At 72.0% G+C, this 23,602-nt stretch carries 17 protein-coding genes; 11 read left to right on the top strand and 6 right to left on the bottom strand.

Going from position 1 to position 23,602, the window contains the following annotated elements:
• The first annotated feature begins 61 nt into the window (after positions 1 to 61).
• Positions 62 to 916, top strand: a complete 855-nt coding sequence (locus tag AA23TX_RS36545; RefSeq protein ID WP_155547575.1) for an ion transporter — start codon at positions 62 to 64, stop codon at positions 914 to 916.
• Here AA23TX_RS36545 and AA23TX_RS36540 read toward each other — a convergent pair.
• Positions 905 to 1,594 carry a TioE family transcriptional regulator gene (locus AA23TX_RS36540; protein ID WP_196425910.1) on the bottom strand — a complete coding sequence of 230 codons (690 nt, stop codon included), beginning with the start codon at positions 1,592 to 1,594 and terminating at the stop codon, positions 905 to 907. The genes AA23TX_RS36545 and AA23TX_RS36540 overlap by 12 nt on opposite strands.
• 29 nt (positions 1,595 to 1,623) lie before the next feature.
• On the opposite strand from AA23TX_RS36540, the gene AA23TX_RS36535 reads away from it, so the two are divergent.
• The gene (locus AA23TX_RS36535) at positions 1,624 to 2,589 is read left to right on the top strand and encodes an erythromycin esterase family protein (RefSeq protein ID WP_155547573.1); all 966 of its coding nucleotides are present in this window, start codon (positions 1,624 to 1,626) and stop codon (positions 2,587 to 2,589) included.
• A 57-nt stretch (positions 2,590 to 2,646) separates the two neighbouring features.
• On the opposite strand, the gene AA23TX_RS36530 is transcribed toward AA23TX_RS36535, so the two are convergent.
• Complete coding sequence (locus AA23TX_RS36530) at positions 2,647 to 4,974, bottom strand: chitobiase/beta-hexosaminidase C-terminal domain-containing protein (RefSeq protein ID WP_155547572.1); 2,328 nt, start codon at positions 4,972 to 4,974, stop codon at positions 2,647 to 2,649.
• Between the two features lie 267 nt (positions 4,975 to 5,241).
• On the opposite strand from AA23TX_RS36530, the gene AA23TX_RS36525 reads away from it, so the two are divergent.
• Complete coding sequence (locus AA23TX_RS36525) at positions 5,242 to 6,471, top strand: S53 family peptidase (RefSeq protein ID WP_155547571.1); 1,230 nt, start codon at positions 5,242 to 5,244, stop codon at positions 6,469 to 6,471.
• Here AA23TX_RS36525 and AA23TX_RS36520 read toward each other — a convergent pair.
• Positions 6,460 to 7,617 (bottom strand): DUF2716 domain-containing protein, encoded by a 1,158-nt coding sequence (locus AA23TX_RS36520; RefSeq protein WP_230862985.1) that lies wholly within the window; start codon positions 7,615 to 7,617, stop codon positions 6,460 to 6,462. The genes AA23TX_RS36525 and AA23TX_RS36520 overlap by 12 nt on opposite strands.
• A 67-nt stretch (positions 7,618 to 7,684) precedes the next feature.
• Between AA23TX_RS36520 and AA23TX_RS36515 the strand changes: the two genes are divergently transcribed.
• Positions 7,685 to 8,308, top strand: coding sequence for a hypothetical protein (locus AA23TX_RS36515; protein ID WP_155547569.1), 624 nt, complete (start codon positions 7,685 to 7,687; stop codon positions 8,306 to 8,308).
• On the opposite strand, the gene AA23TX_RS36510 is transcribed toward AA23TX_RS36515, so the two are convergent.
• Complete coding sequence (locus tag AA23TX_RS36510; RefSeq protein ID WP_155547568.1) at positions 8,297 to 11,110, bottom strand: alpha-L-fucosidase; 2,814 nt, start codon at positions 11,108 to 11,110, stop codon at positions 8,297 to 8,299. The genes AA23TX_RS36515 and AA23TX_RS36510 overlap by 12 nt on opposite strands.
• Before the next feature lie 152 nt (positions 11,111 to 11,262).
• Between AA23TX_RS36510 and AA23TX_RS36505 the strand changes: the two genes are divergently transcribed.
• A complete protein-coding gene (locus AA23TX_RS36505; RefSeq protein WP_155547567.1) occupies positions 11,263 to 12,144 on the top strand; it encodes a sigma-70 family RNA polymerase sigma factor in 882 nt (293 codons plus the stop codon).
• 23 nt (positions 12,145 to 12,167) lie between these two features.
• Here AA23TX_RS36505 and AA23TX_RS36500 read toward each other — a convergent pair whose 3' ends face one another.
• Positions 12,168 to 15,299, bottom strand: coding sequence for a SpvB/TcaC N-terminal domain-containing protein (locus AA23TX_RS36500; protein ID WP_155547566.1), 3,132 nt, complete (start codon positions 15,297 to 15,299; stop codon positions 12,168 to 12,170).
• Positions 15,300 to 15,482: 183 nt separating this feature from the next.
• Here AA23TX_RS36500 and AA23TX_RS36495 point away from each other — a divergent pair, with 183 nt between their 5' ends.
• The 6 genes from AA23TX_RS36495 (at position 15,483) to AA23TX_RS36470 (ending at position 22,131) form a co-directional block, all read left to right on the top strand.
• Positions 15,483 to 17,111: a S8 family serine peptidase gene (locus tag AA23TX_RS36495; protein WP_155547565.1), complete on the top strand. Its 1,629-nt coding sequence runs from the start codon at positions 15,483 to 15,485 to the stop codon at positions 17,109 to 17,111.
• Positions 17,108 to 17,683, top strand: coding sequence for an RNA polymerase sigma factor (locus AA23TX_RS36490; protein WP_155547564.1), 576 nt, complete (start codon positions 17,108 to 17,110; stop codon positions 17,681 to 17,683). Before AA23TX_RS36495 ends, AA23TX_RS36490 begins: the two co-directional genes overlap by 4 nt.
• Positions 17,680 to 18,165 (top strand): hypothetical protein, encoded by a 486-nt coding sequence (locus tag AA23TX_RS36485; protein ID WP_155547563.1) that lies wholly within the window; start codon positions 17,680 to 17,682, stop codon positions 18,163 to 18,165. The genes AA23TX_RS36490 and AA23TX_RS36485 overlap by 4 nt, the downstream gene beginning before the upstream one ends.
• 204 nt (positions 18,166 to 18,369) lie before the next feature.
• Positions 18,370 to 20,886 (top strand): CHAT domain-containing protein, encoded by a 2,517-nt coding sequence (locus AA23TX_RS36480; RefSeq protein WP_230862983.1) that lies wholly within the window; start codon positions 18,370 to 18,372, stop codon positions 20,884 to 20,886.
• Positions 20,887 to 21,017: 131 nt separating this feature from the next.
• Positions 21,018 to 21,509: a DUF4232 domain-containing protein gene (locus AA23TX_RS36475; protein ID WP_155547561.1), complete on the top strand. Its 492-nt coding sequence runs from the start codon at positions 21,018 to 21,020 to the stop codon at positions 21,507 to 21,509.
• A gap of 19 nt (positions 21,510 to 21,528) precedes the next feature.
• The gene (locus AA23TX_RS36470) at positions 21,529 to 22,131 is read left to right on the top strand and encodes a DUF4232 domain-containing protein (protein WP_155547560.1); all 603 of its coding nucleotides are present in this window, start codon (positions 21,529 to 21,531) and stop codon (positions 22,129 to 22,131) included.
• Between the two features lie 131 nt (positions 22,132 to 22,262).
• On the opposite strand, the gene AA23TX_RS36465 is transcribed toward AA23TX_RS36470, so the two are convergent.
• Positions 22,263 to 23,591, bottom strand: coding sequence for a DUF2079 domain-containing protein (locus AA23TX_RS36465; RefSeq protein ID WP_155547559.1), 1,329 nt, complete (start codon positions 23,589 to 23,591; stop codon positions 22,263 to 22,265).
• Between the last annotated feature and the right edge of the window lie 11 nt (positions 23,592 to 23,602).

Here is a 23,602-nt window from a genome sequence, read left to right as displayed (position 1 = left end):
TCCCCGCGCCCGAGCGGAGCGGTGAATCGGCTGACCAGCACCGTGCGTGCCATGATCGGGCATGGCCACCCTTCGCGACGCCCGCGAGCCGGAGCTCAACAGCGGGATCCTGCCCGGGAATGTGCGGGCCGACGACTGGATCATGCTCGTCCTCGCCGCCGGGTCGGTCGGGTTGCTCGGGTTCATGGTGCTGAGCCCGCCGGCGCGGGACGTCGGCCTCGTGATCTTCTACGTCGACTGCGGGATCTGCTCGATCTTTCTCCTCGAGTTCCTGTGGCGGTGGCGGAAACGCCGGTGGGCCAAGAAGTTCCTGGTGCGCAACTGGTACGAGCTGTTCGCGATGATCCCCGTCGCGCACCCCGCGATGCTCGCGCACAAGTTCGTCAGCGTCGTGCTGCTGCTGGTGCGGATCGGGCGGGCCGCGGACCGGGCGCTCGGGGAGCAGTTCACCTACCGGCTCGTCGACAAGCTGTCCGAGCCGATCGTCAAGGCCATCAAGAAGCCGATCACCATCGCGGTGCTCGACGAGGTCGTCAAGGTGCTGGAAACCGGGAACTACCCGGAGAACCTCGCCAAGTCGCTCGGCGCCAACAAGGACGAGCTGCGCACGATCATCGCCGAGAAGATCGCCGCGGATCCGCAGCTCGGGAAGCTCAAGCGGCTCCCGTTCCACGACGAGATCGTGCGGACCGTCGTCGACACCTCGTTCCGCGTGCTGCTCGAAGTGCTCGTCGACCCGCGGATCGACGACTTCTTCTCCGCCGTTGTGCGCGACAACCGCGAGCAGATCCGGCAGGCCGTGCAGCTCGGGCTCAACGAAGTCGACGACGACGAGAAGGAGCAGTCCCTTCCCGTGCGCACCCAGCACTCGGCCGCGCTCGAGTACGACCGGCTGCACCCGAAGTCACGGCTGTGAGGCGAGGTATTCGCCGAGCCGGGCGGCCGCGTCGAGCATGGCGACGCCCCGCGCGGTGAGCCTTTCCTGCCACGTCCGCAGCGCGTCGGCCAGGGATTCGGTGCCGCCGGCGGTGCGGACCTGGTCGACGACCGTCGCGATGTGCTCCAGCGGGTAGCCGCCGCGCCTGAGCAGGTGGGTCAGCTCCGCGTCGCGGACGTCGGCCGCCCGGAAGACCCGGTAGCCGGTGGCGGGGTCGCGCGACGGGGTCAGGATACCGGCGCGTTCCCACGCGCGGATGGTCGCCGGCGTGACGTCGAGGCGGTGGGCCAGCTCGCCGATCGACCGTCCGGTCGCGGCCGGTTCGACGGCCCGCCCGGTCGTCAGGTGGCCGATCGCCGTGCGCACGGCGTTGAGGGTTTCGCGGTCGCGAAGCAGCTGCTCGTGGCCGCGGTCGACGAGCGTCAGGGCGCGATCCAGATTTCCGGAGTGGACCGCGTGCATGATCCCGCCCGCCGTCGCGTGCCCGTACGCCCGGACCGACGCGAGGAACGCACGCAGTGCTGCCGCGTGCACCGAGGTGTAGATCCGGTAGCCACTCGAAGTGCGCGAAGCAGGGGGTAGGAAGCCGTCCCGCTCGTAGTTGCGGACCGCTTGCGTGGAGAGGCCGTGCTCGCGAGCGAGATCAGCAGGTCTCAACTGAGTGTTCAAGGATACGATTCAACCACATGGACATCACGGACTTCACCGCCGAACTGCTCGCGTTCGGCGAGCCGACGCACTTCGAACCGGCCTTCGCGCGGATCCGCAACGACCTCTTCGCGCGGCTGGCCGGCCACGGCTTCCGGGCGATCGCGCTGGAGACCGACCGCGTCGCGGCGCTCGACGGCGAGTTCTCGCACGGCTTCGGTGAGCTGGAGGCCAACCGGCAGCTGCTCGCCTGGCTGCGTGAGTACAACGAGGCCGCCGCCGAGCCGCTGACGTTCCACGGCTTCGACGCCCCGACCGAGATGTTCAGCGCCCCCAGCCCTCGCACCTACCTGGAACACGCCGGCGACTACCTCGGCCTCGACGTCGACATCGCCGCCCTGACCGGCGACGACGAACGGTGGAGCCGCCCCGAAGCGATCCTCGACCCGGCTGAGTCGCCGGGTGCGTCCCCTGAGGCCCGCGAGCTGCGAGTCATCGCGGACGACCTGCTCATGACCCTCGACGCCCGCGTCGAGCCGGCCGCGCACGTCGCGAGAATTCACGCCATCGCCGGGCTCGACCTGCTGCGCTACCACGCGGCGTCGGCGAGGCCGGGCGACCGGGACACGCGGATCGCGCGCCTCGCGGGTGTCCGCGCGGTCATCATGGCCCGGAACCTCCTGGACATCCACGCTTCCCAACCCGGCCGGACCTTGGTGTTCGCGCACAACGCCCACCTGGGGTCCGGCGCGGGGGCGATCGTCGCGTCGCGGCTCGGCGACCGGTACGCCTTCATCGCCGGCAGCCTCGGCCACAGCGAAGCCCTCGGCCTCGGCGAACCGGCCGCGGACACCTGTGAAGGCCACCTGCAGCGTGACACCGACGGCTGGCAGCTGACCGCCGAAATCCCGGCCGGGCACACCCGGGAAGACGCCGACTACCGGTACGCGCCGCTCACCCGGGAGCTGCTCGACAGCGCGGACGCCGTGCTGCACATCGCCTGAAAAAAAGGAACCCCCGCACCGGGGTCGGGTCCGGTGCGGGGGCGCCTGTCACCCGGGTTACGGGTAGCTGACCACGTTCACCGGCACCGTGCCCGTGGGCGTCACGGCTCCGGTGTCGTTGATGACGTGCGTGATCGTGCCGCGGTAGTTGAGCGACACCGACAGCAGGCTGTGGAACTTGACGCCGCTGGTGTTCGGCACCTCGAACGCGTGGTAGCTGGAGACCGCCGGGTTCGTGTCGAAGAAGCAGTAGCTCCCGAGACCCCACGCCTCATGGGACGTCACGTTCGACGCGACCTTGTAGGCCGCGTACCCGGCGACGCCGGATGGCGCGTTCCACGAGGCCTGGTTCGGCACGTCGTAGGGCATCTCGTTCTGGAAGAAGATCGTCTTCCCGCCCTGGCCGTTCCAGATCACCTGGTACTTCTGGTAGTGCTCGACGAACAGGCCGGTGGCCAGCACGTTCGCGCCGTTCACCACGAGCCCGGTGTCGGCGGTGTTCGTGTTCCAGCCGACCGTGCCCGCGTTGCCGTGGTCGGCCCGCCACGCCCAGATGTGGTCGATGATCGTGTTGGCGCTGTTGACGATCAGGCTGTTCGTCGCCTTGCCGGCGATCGCGCCGCCGATCCGGAAGAACACGTCCTGGACCGTCGTCGGGTTCGAGGCGTGCGACGCCGACGAGCCGGACTGGCCGACGGTCAGCAGGGCCTGCGAGTTCGTCGTGCCGGCGTCGAAGAGCAGGCCCTTGAGCCGGACGCCGTCCACATCGGACACCTGCATGGCGTTGACACCGTTGTCCGGCACCAGTGTCGGGTAGCCGATGCCGAGGATGGTGGTACCGGCCTTGGTCACGTTGAGCGTCTGGTTGAGGTGGTAGATGCCCGGCGTGAAGAACAGGTTGCAGCCTGCCGCGAGCGCGTTGTTGATCGACGAGGCCGTGTCACCGGACTTGACGACGTAGAACTGGCTCATCGGCGCCGACGTGCCAGGGGTGCTGCCGTTCGCCCAGCTCGGGCCGGACGCGTTGGTGCGCAGCGAAGGCAGGAACACGCGGTACTTGCCCGTGCCGTCGACGTACAGGTAGGGCACGTCGCGCGAGACCGGGGTCGTCGCGAGCGTGGTCTCGGGCGGGTTCGGGAACGTGTTCGCCGGCGCGCCGCTGGTGCCGGAGAAGACCATGTTCCAGACGCCGCCGTTCCAGCTGCCGAGCTGCGAGTCGCGGGTGTACCACTGCTGCTGCGAGACCGACGCGGCCTGGCCGGCCACCTTGGTGTCGGCGATGTAGCCGCCGCTCGCGTAGCCGTAGCTCGCCGGGTACAGCTGCAGTCCACCGCGGACGTCCATCCGGCGGAACGGCGCGGCCTGCGCGACCGCCCAGCGCTCCTGGCCACCGGAGGGGTTGACCGCCATGTTCTCCGCCGAGCGCCAGAAGTTCTGCAGCGCGACGCCGTTGTCGGAGGCGTTGAAGGCGTCGACCGTGACGTCACCGTTGATCAGGACGTCGCCGGGGTTCTGGCCGAGGCCGGCGACCGAGGTGTAGAAGCCGACGTTGTCGTGCACGTTGTTGTACGTGCCCGGCTTGAACAGGTGGGCGACGCGCCGGTCCGCCATCTGCGCGGTGAGCGTGTCCTTCTGGTTGTTGAAGTCGGTGTCGAGCTGGGCCTGGATCGTCGCCGCCGACATGCTCGGGTCGAAGATCCGCACGTTCGAGCCGAAGTTCGGCGTGTCCGACTGGGTCGGGCAGCCCGCCTGGGTGCCGATCGTGTAGCTCGCGCTCGACACCGGGGACGTCGTCGAGCCGGACTTGAGCGCGATCGCGTTGACCGTGCGGGAGTTCGGGACGCTGATCGGTCCACTGTAGAGCGTCGAGGACGCGGTCGGCGTCGAGCCGTCCACCGTGTACCGGATGGTCGCGCCGGAGGTGGCGCTGCTGATCGTCACGGTCTGGGCGGACGAGTACGTGCCACCGGGCGGGCTGAACGTCGGCGCCGCGACCGTCGTCGTGCCCCCGCCGCCGACGGTGTAGGTGAAGTGCGGGGTGTCGTACTGCGGCCCGCTCTTCTCGTAGGTGAACCAGTAGTCGAGCGTGTTCCCGGTGCTCAGGCCGTTGACGGTGGTCTGCCAGGTGCCCGAGCCGTTGGTCATCCGCACGTTCTGCTGGCCGACGCCGGGGACGCCGGTGTAGTGGACGTCCACGTACAGCGCGGGGGTCGTCGGGGTGAAGTTGAGCTGCAGCTGCGTCGAGCTGAGCTGGGTGACGCTCTGGGTGTAGTCGTCCGCGGCGAGCGCGGCGGGGGCGGTGAGCCCGGCGCCGAGCAGCAGAGCCGCGGTGAAGGCGACGACGCCGCGCCGGCGCCGTCGAAGCTTGTCAAAGGTCCGGTTCACGCCGTGACACCTCCGCCGTTGGGGATCCACGAGCATTCGTTGTGAGTCACAACAAATTAGCTCCCACTGAGCGGTGCTTCGGTCTCGTTTCGGTAACACTTGTCTGGACCAATGCGCGAACGGGTGAAGCGGTTCGTGGCCCTTCGTCGGGTTGACGGCGGGGTGGGCGAATGACTGAACCGAGAAACCTTCTTCCGTCGGGTGACCCCGAACGAGTGACATGCGACGATCCCGTGCCACACCTCGTCCCCTACCGAGGAGTAGGCCATGGCGCCTCGACGGTTGTTCCGGTCCCTCGTCGTCCTCTCCCTGATCGCGGCCCCGCTGACGGTCGCCACCTCGACGGCCGAAGCCGCACCGCTGCAGAGCGGCGGCATCGTGAACTTCGGCTGCGCCACCTCCGGCAAGATGCACTGCCTCGGCAAGGCGATCCGGTCGCCGAAGGGCAGCGGGCCGCTGATCGTCTCGACCCCGGTCGGCTACGGGCCGGCGGAGATCCAGGCCGCGTACAACCTCGGCGGCCTGCACGCGAACGGCCGCACCGTGGCCATCGTCGACGCGCAGGACGCGCCCACGGCGGAGACCGACCTGGCGAAGTTCCGGTCCGCACGCGGACTTTCCGCGTGCACGACGGCCAACGGCTGCTTCAAGAAGGTCAACCAGAACGGCGCGGCGAGCCCGCTGCCGGCGCCCGACTACGGCTGGGCCGAAGAGATCAGCCTCGACCTCGACGCGGTCTCGGCGACCTGCCCGGACTGCAAGATCCTGTTGGTGGAGGCCAACTCCCCGGACACCGACCCGCTGATGACGGCGGTCGACACGGCCGCGGCGACGCCCGGCGTGGTGGCGATCTCCAACAGCTACGGCGGCACCGAGGACTCGACGATCCTGGCCGCGGACGCCCACCTGAACCACCCGGGCATCGCCGTCACGGCGTCGTCCGGTGACTCCGGGTACGGCGTCAGCTGGCCGGCGTCCTCGCCGTACGTCACGGCGGTGGGCGGCACGACGTTGAAGAAGTCCACGACCACCACCCGCGGCTGGACCGAGACGACGTGGAGCGGCAGCGGCAGCGGCTGCTCGGCACTGGAAGCGAAGCCGGCGTGGCAGCACGACACCGGGTGCGCCAAGAGGACGGTCGCGGACGTCTCGGCGGTCGCGGACCCGGCCACCGGACTCGGCGTCTACGACACGTACAACAGCTGCGGCACCTCGTCGTGGTGCGACTTCCTGTTGGCGCTGGGCCTGGCCCAGGGCGCCGACGGCTGGGTGCAGGTCGGCGGCACCAGCCTGTCTTCGCCGGTGATCGCGAGCGTGTACGCGCTGGCGGGCAACTCGGTGACGTCCGGGTCCTACCCGTACGCGCACACCGGCGGGCTGAACGACGTGACGTCCGGCTCGAACGGCAGCTGTGGCGGGACCTACCTCTGCACGGCGGGCGCCGGGTACGACGGGCCCACCGGGCTGGGCACGCCGAACGGGACGTCAGGCTTCTGACCGCCGGAGCGGCTCGCCGAGCGCGGCGGTCAGCTCGGCGTCGATCCGCGTGAGGAGCTCGCCCCACACGCAGACCGTCTCCTCCCACGGGTGCCCGAAGGTGCCCAGGCGGAGGTCGTGGGTCAGGTAGAGGTGGTAGTCGCCGTCCGGGAAGACGGCGCCGGGCCAGCGCGGTCCGGCGCCGTCGACCCTGGCCGGGTCGAAGCGGAACCCCGCGTGGTGCCAGTCGAGCCAGTACAGCTCTTCGCCGGCGGCACGCAGTCCCTTGTGGACGATGTCGGACAGGGCGTCCAGCTGGGTGTCGTCCAGCTCGCCGACGTGCCAGGTCGCCGAGCCCACCGGTTCGGTGATGCCGGGGAACGCCCTCATGTCGGGCCGGAAGGCGAACTCTTCGTAGAAGCGGGCCCAGATCTCGTCTTGCTCCGGCTCGGCGAACAGCCGGCGGACCGGCCGGGTCCGTGCGGGCTCGCCGGGGGACGGCAGGCGGTACCGGGTGACGGTGGTGGTCTCGCGCATCCCGGCCGCCTCGAAGGCTTCGCGCAGATCGCCGTCGGCTTCCGCGAGCAGCGACCGCACGCCCGGATGGGCCCCGCCGACGCGGGGCATCGCCCGCCAGTCGTGGCCGGCGAGCGTGGCGGCGAAACCGGGATCGGTGACCCCACCGACGACCATGACGTCATCCATTTCTTCGAGCCACGCGGCCCGATCGCCGTCGAGGACGACCTCGGAAGACTGGCCCAGGTGGGCCGAATCGGCGAGAAACTCGGTGTAGGGACGGCGGTGCGGGCCGGCCCTGGCGGCCAGTTCGGCGATGCGCTGGTGCCCGGGCCAGTCAGCGCCGACTCGAGGGAGCCCGGTGGTGTCCGTCCCGATCGGACAGACCAGCACCGAGCGTTCCGGATCGGGAGTGAAGCCCGCGGCGAGCAGGACTCCGGCGAGCGGGCCGTCGCCGTACACCGGCCACACCACCGGCTCGTTCCGGCGCGCGAACGCCTCGACCTGCCGGGCGACGAGCGCGTCGAGGTCGCCGTCCGGCAGCGGACCGTGGCTCGCCTCGCCGTGGGTGCCGTAGTGCGTCCGGACGATCGGCCCGTCCCGCTCGATCACCGCGCCCACCGGCGGGAGCCGGGGCAAGTCGTTCAGCATGCTGTCCATTTTCCACGGACGGGTGACCTTCGTGTACGGGCTCTCGGTGCGGGGTAAGGATCACTGCATGCTGGACACGGAAGTCCTGTCACGGACATCCCCGCGGGCGCTCGACGTCGTCACTCCGCTCGGTGACGTGCGGTTCGCCGTCCGCATCGGCGGGTGGGACGTGCCCGCGAAACCCGAACACACCTGGGGGCTCGGCTCGGGTGCGCGGCTGTGCCGGTGGCGGCACCGGTCCGTGCGCCTCGACGTGCTCTCCGGGACCACCGAGCCCGAACAGCCCCACGTCACCCGGGAGACGGCGATCTTCCGCGTGCTGGCCAGGGAACCGCTCAGCGAGTTCGTCGTGCAGGCCGAGCTGGACGCACCACCCGAGGACGTCCGGGCCGGTGACGGCGCCTTCACCGCCGGGACCGCCGACGCCGTGGTGAGCGTCGGCGGCCCCGCCACCGAGATGCTGCGGCACTGCTCGCGGGCCGGGCAGCACGTGCCGCCGTACTGGTCCGCCGCGCTGCCCGACGACGCCGTCGAGCTCGACGGCGCGCGGCTCACCTGGCAGCTGCCCGGCGTCGAGCGCGGGGACTACGCCGAGCTGTGGGTGTCCGTCGCCTGGAGTGAGTCGGGCGACGGTCCGGCCCGCGCCGTCGACATCGACCCGGCCCGCGTGCTGCGCGAGCTAACCCAGTGAAATCCGGTCCAGATCCGGAGCCCCCGCCCGGTCGTTGCCGATCCGGATCGAGTTGGCGCCCGCGTTCAGCGTCACCGGGACCGAAGTGGTGTACGGCGTGCTGTTGCCGGCGCCGCTGACCTTCACCTCCACCGGCGCACCGCCGTTGACCGACACGAAGTACGACCGGTCGCCGTTGACGGTGAAGTCGAGGTAGAGGGTGTACTGCCCGGCCGCGGCCACCGTCACGCCCGGGAACGTCACCGCCGCGCCCGCGCCGCCGCCGATGTTGCGCACCTTCTGGCCGCCCGAGCACGGCGAGCAGCTCGTGACGCCGGCGTCCCCGATGTCGTTGGCCGAGTCTTCCGCCTCGCGCATGAACACGCGGTCGGCCGGACGCTGCTTCACCTGTACCGGCTTGCTCACCGACTTCGCACGGCCGAGCGTCGTGAACGACGCCGTCACCGGGATGGTCACGTCCTGCGCGACCGGGGACGTCACGGTCCACGACCCGCTCAGCACCTGGCCGAGCCGGAGGTTCGCCGCGGTCACCGGGGCGCCCTGGAGCGTCCAGCCCGCCGGGACGACCGGGGCGAGCGTCACCTGGTCGAGCGGGTCGTCGACGTCGAGCCGCAGGGAAGCGGTGATCTTCAGGGCCTGCTGACCCGGCGAAACCCACTGCGCACCGGCGGGTTGCACGGTCAACGTCGTCTTCGGCGTGTACGACTCGGGCGGCAGCGGCGCCACGGCGATCCGGTCGAGGCCCACGGTCCCGGAAACCTTGATGGTGTTGGCTCCCGCGTTCAGCGGCACGGCGATCGCCGCCGGGGCATGGACGGTGATCGGCGCGGCGCCGTTCACGCTCACCGCGAGCGAGCCCGGCCCGGTGGTGTCCAGCTGCAGCCGGGAGGGGCCCGTGGCCTGGACGTTCCGGAAGGTGACGGCGCCGCGGTCGAGACCGGTGACCGCGGCCGTGCCCGAGCACGCCTCGCACCACACCGGCGACGCCTTGCCGTCGAAGCCGTTGCGGGGTGACTCCGCCTCCAGCGGCACCTCGCCGCGGGGATCGGGGTAGCCGTAGGCGACGTCGATCTCGTCGAGCGCGAGCTGGTGGAAGAACGGCTTGGCCTGCGGGCCGGACCACGTGTTCAGCACCTCGAGCTTGAGGTAGCGCGCGTGCACCTCGCCGACGTCGACGAACTGCACGCCGCGCGTGCTCGGCAGGGCGCCGGTGCGCACCGGCTGTCCCCAGTTCGTGCCGTCGTCACTGGCGTAGACGCGGTAGTCCTTGATCCGCGCGGAATCCTCGGCGCGGCCGAACGACTCGCGTGCGGCGGTCGGCGACGACTCGCGCTCGTGCACGGCCAGGTAGGCCGTCGACCGCTTCTTGCCCAGGTCCAGCGTCACGGACACCGGCTGCTGCCCGCCCGCGTCCCAGTAGTTCAGGTAGCTGCCGTCGGTGAGGTTCGCCGCCGGGTGCCCGGGCGCCGAGGCCGACGCGGTCGCCTTGATCGTGCTCTTGTCGTAGAAGTACTGCTGCCCGGCGGTGTCCACTTCGAACACCGTGTCGAAGGTGTCCCAGTCCGTGATGTCCAGAATGGACAGATAGCCGCCGGACTGGGCGAACCGCATCGGCTTTCCGGTACGCACATCGGACACCCGCGTGACGCGGTAGCCGTTGTCGCGCAGGCGGACCAGGTTCGTCGACGGCCGCGTGACGACGTGCACGTACTGCGTCCTGGCCCCCGGCTTCACGGTGATGACGCCGTGCGCGCCGTCGTTCCAGAAGCCCGGTTGCATGCCGCCGTACATGTAGCCGCCGCCTTCGGTGCCCTCCAGCGTTTTCTTGATCGGCTGCGTCCACGACGCCATGAAGTTGTTGAACGCCTCCTGCTGCGGCGGGAACTTCCCGTTCAGCATGGCGGTTTCGGCCATCAGCGACTTGATCGACGAGCCCGCGTTCGTGATGTAGCGGCCGGTCGAGAGCCGGACGTCGACGGCCTGGTCGCCGCCGCTGTACCACCAGTCGCCGTTGGTCGGCAGCTTGTAGTCGGCCTCGGTGAGCCGCGGCATCGGCGTGTAGATCGCCTGCGGGTAGTCGTACGACGGCGTCATGCCGGTCTTCTGCTCGTTGCTGACCGTGTCCATGATCGGCGTGTCCTCGTTGTTGTTGCTCAGCAACCAGGACGGCCGCTTCTCGCGGATGTGCTCGTAGAGCCCGTGCTGCTCCCAGTACTCGTTGTCGTTGTCGATCCAGAACCCGGCGAGGCCGGCGTAGCGGTCCATGACCTCGTCGAACAGGTCGTAGCTGTACTCGCCGAAGCCGGGGCGCGTCGTCAAGTCGACTTGGTGGCCCTTGTACGCCGAATAGGCGGCCGAGTCGAGCGACTCGTGGCCGGTTTCGTTGTGCCACTGGGGGTCGTCGGTCATGTAGAGCATCACGCGGACGCCCTTGGCCTGGCCCGCGGCGATCAGCTCGCCGAGGAAGTCGCGCTGCGTCGAGCAGCTGCCCGGGATCTTCGACGGCCACGGCCGCGCGTAGCCCAGCCGGCTGTGGAAGGTGGTGAGGACGACGTAGGACGCGCCGAGCTTCTTCGCCTCGTCGATCCAGTAGTCCGGCGTCCAGCCGCCGGCGGTGACGTCGTGCTCCCAGGCGGCGCAGTCGGTGTGCCGCGGCGCGGTGAACATGCCCCAGTGCAGGAACAACCCGGCCGTCGAGGCCCGCAGCCAGTCCTGGCGCGGGTTGAACAGCTCGGCGCTCGCGGGGGTGACCAGGCTCGCCAGCAGCACGATGACCGCGGCGAGGCAGGCTCGGACTCTCATGGCCGCTCCTTTGTCCAGAGAGATCCGATGATTATGCGGTCATATATCGTACGTCAAGGGAGGATACCGCTCAGCGGTACCCAGTCGTCCGATCTGTCACATCTTCACCGCCGGACACGTCAAGGTGATGACGCCCCGCGAAAGGACGGCCCGTGAACGACGACCTGCTGGCTGACAGCTTCGAGACCCACCGCGCCCACCTGCGGTCCGTCGCCTACCGGATGCTGGGTTCGCTGACCGAGGCCGAGGACGCCGTCCAGGAGTCGTGGCTGCGGCTGAGCCGGAGCGACTCGGCCGCCGTCGAGAACCTGGGCGGCTGGCTGACCACGGTCGTCGGGCGCGTCTGCCTCGACATGCTGCGCTCGCGCAAGGCCCGGCGCGAGGAGCCGTGGGACGTCCTCGTGCCCGACCCGATCGTCAGCCGCGACGACGCCGGGCCCGAGCACGAGGCGCTGATGGCGGACTCGGTCGGCCTCGCGCTGCTGGTCGTGCTCGACACGCTCACCCCGGGCGAGCGGCTGGCGTTCGTGCTGCGGGACATGTTCGCGATGCCGTTCGACGAGATCGCGCCGATCGTCGGGCGGTCCGAAGCGGCGACCCGGCAGCTGGCGAGCCGCGCCCGGCGACGGGTCCAGGGCGCCCCGGTCGCGCCGGACCCGGACCTGTCCCGGCAGCGCGAGGTCGTCGACGCCTTCCTGGCCGCGGCCCGCGGCGGTGACTTCGAGGCGCTGGTCTCGGTCCTCGACCCGGAGGTCGTGCTGCGCGCCGACCGCGGCGCGGCGCTGGGCGGGTCGATCGAGGTGCGCGGCCCGTCGGCGGTGGCCGACCAGGCACTGACGTTCTCCCGGCTCGGCGCGGGCGGCGGCGTGGTCCACCGCGCACTGGTCAACGGCGCGGCGGGCGTGGTCGGCACCCGCGACGGGCGGCCGTTCTCGGTGCTGGGCTTCACGGTCGCCGGTGGGCGGATCGTGGAGATCGACATCCTCGCCGACCCCGCACGCCTCGATCGGCTCGACTTGGCGGTGCTCGACTGAGGTCGTGAGTGGGAAACCGTGTTCTAACCCTGTTTCTCACTCACGACCGCGCCGGTCTCGTCGGTGACCAGGGCGACGTTGTCGGCCGCGTCGAAGTGCAGGTGGTGGCGGCGGCCGTCCGCGTAGCGGCGGACCGTGCCCGCCACCACGACCACCAGCTCGCCGTCCTCGACCGCGTACAGGTCGTCCGGGGTCAGGATCTCGTGGATGCGCGTGCCGTCCGTGATCAGCGTGCGGACGCGGCGGCCGGTGTGGTCGTAGCCGTACAGCGCGTTGACGCCGTCGTCGCCGTGGACCCCGCGCAGCCGGCCGAACGCGTCGCGGATCTCGCTGCCCGACGGCGGTTCCGCGGGCTCCCGCGGCACCACCTCGTGCAGCAGGCCGCCCGGGCCCGTGATGACGTGCACCGGGGTGAAGAGCTCGCTGACGCCGTTCGCGTGGTGCACCGCGGTGCGGCGGCCGTGCAGGTCGTACTGGACGGCGTCGACGAAGCCGGGCACGCTCACCAGCCGTCCGACCTCGTCGTACTGGTGGCGGACGGTCAGCCGCCCGTCGCCGGCGTCGGGGTAGACCACTTCGGACAGTCGCCCGTCCGCGCGGCGCACGACGTCCAGCCGGTACTCGACGGCCACGTGCGCCGGCCGCCAGCGCCGGTCGGCCGGGTGGCCGAGCGCGTCGTAGCCGAACAGCGTCACGCCGGATTCGTCGGCGACGCGCACCAGCCGCCCGCAGCTGTGCGGCCCCGCTTCGGGCGGCACCGGGAGGCCGCCGTCGTGGTAGGTGAACGTCGTGACCGGGGTGCCACCCGGGTCGTCGACCAGCACCGCCACCACGCGATCGGCGGCGTCGTGCACGCGGTACACCGTGTGGCCGTCCGCGGTCCGCGTCTCGACCGGGTTGCCGGCGGCGTCCCGCGCGTGCACGACGCCGTCCGCGTCGCGGATCTCCCGTCCGAGCAAGTCGCGGACGCCCGCGATCGGAGAGTCCGATGTGGACTCTCCGAGGAGCCGGCCCAGCGCGTCGTAGCGGAACTCTTCGCGGGCGAACGGGGGCTCGCCGTCGCGGAACGCGCGGCTCGTGCGGCACACCAGGCCGCGTGCGCAGTACTCGTGCTGCTCGTCGACGACGTCGCCGAGCAGCTCGGCGTGCCGGCGCTGCAGCAGCCGGCCCGCGCCGTCACGCAGCTCCGACGTCACGAGCACCTCCGCCTCACCGGACACCGCCCGCTGCTCGGTGGTGACCCGCGCGCCTTCGTAGCGGTAGCGGACGGTCGGCAGGTCCGCCGAGTCGCCCGGCCGCACGACGGTTTCCGGGCGTCCCAACGGGTCGAGCGTCACCGTCGTCACCGCGCCCGCCGGGTCGGTCACCTCGCACACCCGCGCCGTGCGGACGTCGTAGCGGGTCGACGTCACGTTCCCCAGCGGGTCCGAGGCGACCTCCGGGAAGCACCGGTCCGCGGAGTAGCGCACCTCGTGGGTGTGGCCGTGCGGCCCGGTCGTCGTGGTGCGCAGCCCGGCGACCGTGTCGAGCCGGCCGTGGAACGTCGTCGTCCACCAGCCGTCCTCGCCGGGACGCCGGTGGTAGCCGTGGTGGCGGAAGTCCGGCGGGACCGGGCCGTAGACGTCGGCGACGAGCGCGTCGGTGAGCACCAGCTCCTCCCGCGAGGTGAGCAGGCCGTGGGACCCGGCGTGGCCGTCAGGCCGCTCGTCGTAGCGGAACACCCTGTCGGACAGCACTTTCCCGCCGGCGTCCAGCTCGCGCACGCGGGCGGGCAGCGCGCCGAACCGGCGTTCGGGGGCGGTCGCGTACGTCGTGCGCGTCTCGCGGACCACCGGCTCGTGGCCGGGCCGCTTGGTCGTCTCCACCTCCCGGACCGGGTTGCCGGCGGCGTCGAAGGCCGTCTCCGTCGTGGTGACCGAGACGGGCCGGTCCCGGCGCTCGAACACGGTCGCCACCGACCGTGTCCACTGGGGACGGCGCGAGTGCTCCACGCGGCGGTACGGCCGGTCTTCTTCGACGGAGCCGTCGAGGCCGTAGGTCTCTTCCTTGTCGAGCAGGCCGTCGACGCCGAACCAGCGCACGGTCCGCAGCGTGGGCGCGTACTCGTCGCCGAGCTCGTCCTGGACGACGCGCCCGAAGCCGGCGGTGCGGCTGTCGTGGTACTCGAACTTCGTCACGCCGGTCTGCCCGGTGGCCGCTTCGCGCCGCGTGACGCGCCGGACCACCGGCACGGCCTCGACGGTCGCGTACTCGACCGACGTGTGCAGCCCGATCCCGTTGTCGATCTCGCTCAGCCGCCCGGTGCGCGGCAGGCCCGCGGACTCCAGGGAGAAGTGGGGCACCGAGTCGTCGAGGAGCATTACGCCGCCGCCGGTCCGCGCCTTCGCGGCGAGCTGGAGCCGCCGCGGAGCCGGCGGTTCCGAGAGGGCGTAGGCCAGGCGCAGCACCGGCGCGGCCGCCTCGGCGCCGTGGGCGTCGAACCCGGTGAGCGTGACCGACGTCAGCAGCGACGAGCCGGTGACGTCGTCTTCGTCGTAGCCGAAGCGCCACCGCCGGACCAGCGGCCGCGCGTCCGCGGGCACCCGCAGGTCGACCCGGGCACACCGCAGCGCCGTCGTGACGAGCGTGCCGCCGCGGCCCCAGCGCAGGACGTCCGGCCGCGGTTCGTACGTGAAGTCCACTTCGTACGGTCCGTAGGACACGCGCGCGAGGTACGCCTGGCCGCTGTGGTGGACCCAGCCGAACGCGACGGCGTTGCCGAACGCGTCCTCGGTCCGTTCGAGGTACCAGGCCGAGCCCGCGGACCGGCCGCCGTCGGTCGTGCCGAGCAGGTGCCGGACCCCCGACCGGGTGGTCAGCACGAAGCCGTCGCCCCGGCGGCTGAGCCGGCCGTCGGCGGCGGAGCGCGCGTCGCCGCCGGCCAGCCGGACCTGCGGCAGCGGCAACGCGAACCCGCCGCCGAAGGCGCCGTTCGGCGCGCCGGTGGTGTGGCGCAGCGCCAGGACGGGCGCGATGCCGCCGGGCCCCGGCGGGAGGTCGAGCGGCACCGCGAAGCTGCCCCCGCCGGTCGCGGGGTCCGGGGTGAACGCGCCGCCCAGCCCCCGCACCGGCGCGGGCCGGCTTGCCTCCTGCGCGCTCACCCGGAGCGGAACCATGCTGATCTCCCCGACTCGATCCGTGACGTACGGACGGCCAAGTGGGTGAGCAGAGCCCGCCAGATACGTCGTCACCCGTTTGCCGCGTCCGTTACCCATTCGTGATGTCCGTGTCGTATCCCGGTGGCGGCTCACCGGTCTTTCCCGGGTGCCATCAGTGATCAATGGCGGAGGGTGGACCCGATGGTCGTCAAGTTCGTGCGGGACGAGACCGTGGAAGCAGCAGCGGAGGACGCGAGCACGCTCAACGAGCTCCCGACCCCGCCCCGGCAGTTGCTCGACCGCCACGGCGCGCGGGTGCTCGACCCGGCGACCGCGGTCGTCGTCGCCGGGCAGCCGGTCCCGCGCACCACCGTCTACCGGCCGGGCACCTTCCTGCTCCCCAACCGGTACCTGCGCGACCAGGAGTCCCTGGCCGCGATCAACCGCGTCCTCGCCCGCATCGGCATCCTGGCCGAGCCGGCCGACCGCGGCGGCGACAGCAAGGGCTACGGCCGCGTCCGGCAGCTCGACGACCTGCCCGTCCGCGCCCTGCTGCGGGTCCGCGAGGACTCCGACCCCGTCGTCGTCGACTGCTGGAAGGCGCTGCAGCTGCTGCGGTCGGCCGCCTCGGGCGAGAAGCCCGAAATCGACCCGGAGATTGTCCGGAACATCTCCGTCGAGCACCTGCTCTTCACCTCGCCGGTGTTCGGCGGGGTGCCGTGGGAGACCAGCGGCCTCGGCGGCACGCCGTGGGAGACCAGCGGGTTCGGCGCGGGCAGCTCCTACGGGCGCACCCACGGGGCCAACCGGATCCCGGTGACGCTCGCCGCGGACCCGCCCTACCGCAGCAAGAAGCCCGCGCACCGGCGGCCGGTCGTCGCGGTGCTCGACACCGGCATCGGGCCGCACCGCTGGTTCGGGATGACCGACCGCAGCGGCCCGCCGCCCGCCGGCTCCGGCCTCACCGTCGCCCCCGGTATCCAGGCCGCGATCCTGCAGGCCGAGCAGGATTCCGGCACCACGCTGCCGACCCAGTTCCTCGAGGACTACTGGGACGCGCCGACGACCGGCCAGCCGCTGATCGGCGACGTCGACACCGACACCGGGCACGGCCTGTTCATCGCCGGCATCATCCGGCAGGCCTGCCCCGAAGCCGACACCCTCGCGATCCGCGTCGTGCACAGCGGCGGCGTCGCGTACGAAGGCGACGTGCTGCTGGCGCTGCACCTGCTCGCCGACCGCGTCCGGAACGCGCAGGCGAACAACCGGCCCCAGGACATGGTCGACGTCGTCTCGCTCTCGATGGGCTACTACGTCGAAGACCCGGCCGACGTCGCCTTCACCGGCCAGTTCGCCGCGGCCATCGCGGACCTGCTCGGCCTGGGCGTGCTCGTCGTCGCGGCCGCGGGCAACGACGCCACCACCCGCCGCTTCTACCCGGCGGCCTTCGCCGACCAGCCGCTCGGCAGCGGCTGCGGCCCGCAGGTGATCAGCGTCGGGGCGCTCAACCCCGACGTCGGCACCAGCAAGGCGCTGTTCTCCAACGAAGGCCCGTGGGTGCGCTGCTGGGCGACCGGTGCCGGCGTGGTCAGCACGTACCCGACCGACGTCCGCGGCAGCGCGGCCGCCGACCACGAGCTGCCCGGCCGGAACTCCTTCGACCCGGACGACTACAGCGCCGGCTTCGCGGTGTGGGACGGGACGTCGTTCGCCGCGCCGCTCGCCGCCGCCGAGATCGCCAAGGCGCTCGTCCTGTTCGGGTCGGACCTGGCCACGGTCGACCGCGACACCGTCGTCAAGCGCGCTTGGACCGCGCTGGGCTCGCTGTGACCGTGGCCAAGACCGACCACAGCCGGGTAGCGGCACTGTTCGACGCCGCGCGGGAGGGCGACCGCGCGGCGCTGGACGAACTGGTTTCCCTGCTCACGCCGCTGCTCTGGCAGGTCGCGCGTGATCAGGGTCTGGACGCCGATCAGGCCGCCGACGTCGTGCAGACGACGTGGCTGCGCCTGCTCGGTTCGTTCGCGGAGATCCGCTCGCCGGTCGCGCTGACCGGCTGGCTGATCACCGTCACGAAGAGGGAAGCCTGGCGCACTGGGGAAAAGCGCCAGGTCGAACGGCCGCTTCCGGAGCTTCCGGAGCGGCTGTCCGAAGCGTCACCGGCACCCGAGGAGGGGGTGCTGCGCGACGACCAGCGCGTGCGGTTGTGGCGCGCGGTCGACGCTTTGCCCGAACGCTGCCGCAGCTTGCTGCGGATCGTGGCGTTCGTGCACCGGCCGGACTACGCCGAAGTGGGCGCCCGGCTGGGAATGCCGAGGGGGAGTATCGGCCCGACAAGGGGACGTTGCCTCGCGCGCCTGCGCGAGCAGCTACTCGCCAACGGCGAAGGAGATTGGCTGTGACCACCGTCGAACCACCCGGCGCGAACGAGCCCTTGGACGAGCTCGACTTCCGGCTGCTGACCGGATTGCGCGAGCTGTGGGAAGACGCCGACCCGATGCCCGCCACGCTCGTGGAGCAGATCCGCTTCGCGATCCAGCTGGAGGACGTCGACTTGGAAGTGATGCGCATCCGGGAACAGGAGGGGATCGCCGTCACGCGCAGCGCGGCGGAGCAGGGCCGGCTCATCACGTTCGACAGCGAGAGCTTGACGATCATGGTGAACGTGAGCCCCGAGCCGGGAGGGACGATCCGCCTGGACGGCTGGCTGACGCCCCCGGCCGAGCACCCGATCGAGGTCCGCACGGCAACCGGCCCGCTGACGACCACATCGGACGCCGAAGGGCGGTTCGCGGTGAGCGGGGTGCCGCACGGGATGGTCCAGGTGCTGGTGCGGACGCTGGGCCGGTCGAGGACGGTGAGCACGCCGGCCATCGAACTCTGAGTCTCCCGCGGCTGGTCGTGAGTGAGAAACAGGGTTAGAACACTGTTTCTCACTCACGACCAGCCGCGGCAGTCTGCCCACCCGGCAGGAACTCCCGGACCACCCGGACCCGGAGGTACGATCCGGGGCGTCCTTCTCGGCCGAGGGGGACGGCCCCGGCCGGAAGGGCAGCCTGTGGTCGCGTCGCCGAGGGCGGAAGACCGGGTGCGCGACCTGCATCGGCGTGCGGTCGCGGCGACCAACAACGGCCAGCCCGTCGTCGGCGGCCGCCTGATCCGGTCCGCCGCGCGGCTTCTCGGGCTGCCCGCGAAACAGCCGCCGCCGGAATGGCCGTCGTGGCCTGATCTCGCCACGCGCGTGCTCGGCACCTACGCCGCCGTCGAAACCGCGCTGGGCAACAGCACCCGCGGGCTCGCGCTGCTCGACGAAGCCGACGTCCTCGTGTCCGACGCCGGGCGCGGGATCCTGCGCCAGCAACGGGGTCTCGTCTTCATCCTGATCGGCCGGATGGACGAAGCCCTCGCGTGCTTCGACGAAGCGATCCCCCTGCTGCGGCAGGCCGGCGAGTTCGTCGTGCTCGCCCGGACCCTGCTCAACCGCGCCATGCTGCACCAGTACGCCGGCCGCGTCCGGCTCGCGCTCGCCGATCTCGACCAGTGCGAGCAGATCGGGGCCGGCCAGCCCGAAGAAGAGGGCCTGGCCCGGATCTTCGCCAAAGCCGCGCACGGCCGCGGCCAGGCGCGTGTGCTCACCGGTGACATCCCGGGCGCCCTGCGGGACTTCGACGCGGCGAGCGGGTTCTACGCCGCGCAGAGCGTCGGGATGCTGCCCGTGCTGGCCGTCGACAAGGCGCGGGCGCTGCTCGCGGCCGGGCTGCCGCAGGAAGCCGCCGCGGAACTGGACGCGGCCCTGGAACAGTTCCCGCGCCTGCGGATGAACCAGGAACACGCCGAAGCCGAGCTGACCCGGGCCCTGGCCGCCTTGGCGAGTGGCGAGCCGTCGACCGCGCGGAGCTGGGCCGGCCGCGCCGAACGCCGGTTTCGCCGCCGTGGCAACGAAACCTGGGCGGCGGTCGCGCAGCTGACCGCGCTGCGCGCCGACTTCGCCGCCGGACGGCGGATCGCGCGCGTCGCCACCGAGGCGACCGCGCTGGCCGGCCGGCTCACCGAGCTGGGCCTGCGCAACGACGCCGAAATCGCCGCGTTGCTCGCCGCCCGCGCGCGCATCGCGCTGGGCGATCTCGACGGCGCCCGCGCCGGCATCGCCCCGCGCGACCGCCGCGCCGCCCCGCTGGAGAACCGCCTCGTCCGGCGGCTCGCGCTGGCCGAGCTCGGCGCCGCCAGCGGCGACCGGCGCATCACCTTCGCGAACGCGCGCGCCGGCCTGACGCAGCTGGAGCGCCACCGGGGCCGGTTCGGGAGCATCGACCTGCAGACCGCGACGACGTCGCTGGGCCGGGAGCTCGCCGACGCCGGCCTCGCCGCCGCGCTGGCCCAGCGTTCGCCCGGCGTCGTGTTCCGGTGGCTCGACCGCTCGCGCGCGCAGGCGTTCCGCTTCCGGCCGGTGCGCCCACCCTCGCACCCGGAGACCGTCGACGCCGTCGCCGAGCTGCGGTACCTCTCGATGCAGATCCGCGCGGGCGAGCTGTCCGGGAAGCCGGACACCCAGGCCGCGAAGCGCTGTGCCGCGCTGGAACGCGAGATCCGCGCCAAGGGCTGGCAGGCCGAAGGCACCGACGTCGACCACCCGGAAGCCAAGCTGCGCGAGGTCGGCGACGAGCTCGCCGCGACCGGCAGCGCGATGGTCTGCTTCCTCGCCGACCGCGGCGCGCTGTGCGCGCAGGTGATCGCGAACCACCGGGTCGCGCTGATCGAGCTCGGCCCGGCGTCGGCCGTCGCCGAACCGGTCGCCCGGCTGCACAGCGACCTCGACGCGTTGTGCGGGCGCCAGCTCCCCGCCCAGCTCGACCACGTCATCCGCCGCTCGGTGCGGACGCAGGTCACGGCACTGGACGGGATCCTGCTGGCCCCGCTGGCTTCCCGGCTCGGCGACCTCGACGTCGTCGTGGTGCCGACCGGTGCGCTGTCGGCGATCCCGTGGGGCCTGCTGCCGACGTTGCGCGGGCGCCCGGTGACGGTCACGCCGTCGTCGTCGGCCTGGCTGGACGCGGGCCGGCGGCCGCGCCGGGCGGCCGGGGCGCCGCTGCTGGTGGCGGGTTCGGACCTGACGCACGCGGAAACCGAGGTCTCGCTGCTGGCGCCGTTCTACCCGGAAGCCGAGGTGCTGACCGGGCCGGACGCGACGGTGGCGGCGACGCTCAAGGCGTTCGACGGCTGCCGCCTCGCGCACTTCGCCGCGCACGGCCACCACGAACAGGAGAATGTCCTGTTCTCCCGGCTCAACCTGGCCGACGGGCCGCTGATGGCCTACGACGTCCAGCAGCTTTCGACCGCACCCGAGCAGGTGGTGCTGTCGTCGTGCGACGTCGGCCAGGCGGTGGTCCGCGACGGCGACGAGGTCCTCGGCTTCACGGCGGCGTTGCTCTACGGCGGCAGCCGCACGGTCGTCTCCAGCGTGGCGCGGGTCGACGACCGGACGGCCGGCGGGGTGATGCTGGCCTACCACCGGGCGCTCTCGGCGGGCACGCCCCCTGCGCGTGCCCTGGCCGATGCGGCCCAGGCGGAACCGCTGATGCCGTTCGTCTGCTTCGGCCGTAGCTGACTCTCTTTTCGACGCCTGGGCAGCTCCGAGGTTGCTTTCCGGTGATCGACCCCATCGCGGCGCATCCCCGGGCGGCCCCCGGGCATCTCTCACTGTGAGTCCAGTTGATCACGGAACGAGGGAGGATGACCATGAAGCGAACCGCAACCGCGCTGATCGTCGGGGGTCTGGCGGCCGGCGGCCTGGTCCTGGCGGCCGGGGCCGCGAACGCCATGCCGAGCGACACGCCGTGCGGTGCTTCGGACGTCCGGGTGTCCGTCGCGCCGGACCCGTCGCACGCCGCCGGGCACGAGGCCTACGTCCTCACCTACACCGCGGCTTCGCCGACGACGAACTGCAAGCTCGAGGGCGCGCCGACGGCGTTGACCTTCATCGCCGGCGGGCAGCGGCTGCCGGTCACCGCGACCCCGGACGGCAGCGAGTCCGTGCCGGTGAACCTGCGTGACGGCCACCCGGCCGTGTCGCGGATCGTGCAGCGCTCGGCCGCGACGCCGTCCGCCGTGCCGTCGTTCGTGACGTTCGACCTGCCGACCGGCCCGTACGGCCAGCCGGTGAGCGTCGAGTGGCCCGCGGGCGCGCCGCTGAAGGGCGGCACCGTGCAGGTCACGCCGGTCAGCAACTGATTTCGGGAGGGGAACTCACATGAAGCGCATCTTGGTGGGGATCGGGACCGCCGCGGGGGCTTTCGCGCTGGCGGCTTGCGGGACTTCGACGGCGGCGGCTCCGGCTCCGGCTGCCGCGGCTCCGGTGGCTCAGGCCCCGGCGCGGGGGGCGTCCGGTGGCGGGGTGGCCCCGGCGTCGGCGGGCACGCCGCGGTGCACCACCGCCGACCTCGAGGTCCTGCTGGGCAAGCCGGCCGAGAAGAACGACGCGCCGGGCCAGTTCGACATCCCGCTGACCTACCGCAACACCACGAACCACACGTGCGGCCTGTACGGCGTGCCGGGCGTCGACCTGGCCGGCCCGGACGACGCGACGTTCGGCCCGGTGTACCACCTGCCGCGCGTCGACAACGGCGTGAAGTACAACGAGGTCCCCGCGGGGACGACGGCGTCGGCGACGATCACGGTGCTCACGCCGGCCGAGGGTGGCGCGTCGTGGACGCCGACCAAGCTGACCACGATCCCGCCGGGCCAGACTTCGGCGCTGACGGTGAAGTGGCCGTCGGACCTGCCGGTGCTCCGCCAGGACGCGGCGACCCACCCGGGTTCGTACGTGAACGGCATCCTGGCCGACCCGGCCTGAAAATCTCTTCGTCACTCGATCGGGTGAAGCGGGGAGCCACGCGTCATTCCTGGCGTGGGGCTCCCTCTTTCTCGGTGCGGCGGTAACCGGCCGGCACGCCCCCCGACTGGCCGGTTACCGCTGCGGCCTTTCTACGCACGGTGGAGCAGCACGACGGAGTCCGTCTCCGCGACGCGCAGGTATCCCGTGCTCTCCAGCTCTTCCGCCGCGAACGCCTTCGTGGCCAGCGTCGTCGGCCAGGACTGCTCCGGCCTCGCCACCGCCACCCACTCCGGCCGCTCCGCCGACACGCCGTCGAAGAACAGCACCGTGCAGCGGGACGTCAGCCGCGGGGCCAGCCGGTTCGACGCCAGGACGTCCGCGCCGTCCGGGATCCGGGCGAGCACCGCGTCGATGCCGGCCCGTTGCGACGGCGTCCAGACGCCGTCGCTCAGGTGCGCCGCCTGCAATCCCAGCGAGCCCAGCCCGGCCACCAGCGCGCACGCCGGGAGCAGCGTCCGGAAGCGCGGTCCGCAGCGCCGGACGCCGTCCGCCGCCGCGAGGAACACGATCGGCATCAGGACCGCGCTGTAGTGGTAGCCCATGCCCCAGTAGCGGTCGTTCGCCGAGACCAGCCGCCACAGCAGCGTCGGGACCGCCAGCAGCAGCACCGGCGATCGCAGCGCCGTGAACGCCGTCGGCGCCACCAGGGCCAGCAGCATCGACACCTTGACGATCGACCCGCCGAAGGGGTTGAAGCCGCCGCTGTGCGCGTAGGCGCCGGCCGGGTTCAACGCCGGCAGCACGACCGTCACCAGCAGAACCGTGGTGGCCACGCCGAAGCCGATGACCGCCCAGCCGAGGCGGCGCTGCCGGTTGAGCACCAGGACGACGCCGACCGCGGCGAGCGTCATCGGCAGGTCCTCCTTGACCAGCACCAGCGGCAGCGCGCACCACACCGCCGCCCGCCACCGTTCGCGCAGCAGGTGCTCCGCGGTGAACGCCACCATCGGGACGGCGAAGCAGACCTCGTGGAAGTCGAAGTTCACCGCGGAAAGCAGCCCCCACGAGAGCACGTACCCCACGGCCACGACCGCGCCCCGGCGAGCGCCCAGCACGCGGGACGCGCAGCGCGTCACGGGCACGACCGACAGCGCGAACAGGAAAGCCTGCGCGACCAGCAGGCACGCCGGGGACGGCCAGAGCCGGTAGAACGGCGCGAGCAGCGCCAGGATCGGGTGGAAGTGGTCGCCGAGCGTCGGCGCGCCGGGGCCGAGGAGGTCCGACACCGGCCAGTGCCCGTGCGCGTAGGACCGCACCGCCTGTTCGAAGATCCCGAGGTCGAACCCGCTCGCGTCGAACGTCCGGAGCCGTTCCGACGACCAGCCGGCGTACCCGGCGAAGGCGACCGCGGCGACGACGTAGGGGGCCGTGCGGGTGGCGCGCTTGCGCGCCGGAGCCGGCGCGAGGTCGATCAGCATGGCGGGATGCT

The sequence above is a fragment of the Amycolatopsis camponoti genome (assembly GCF_902497555.1).
Lineage (GTDB): Bacteria > Actinomycetota > Actinomycetes > Mycobacteriales > Pseudonocardiaceae > Amycolatopsis > Amycolatopsis camponoti.
The sequence above is the reverse complement of the archived record's forward strand: the minus strand, read 5'-3'. Positions and strand labels throughout refer to the sequence as shown.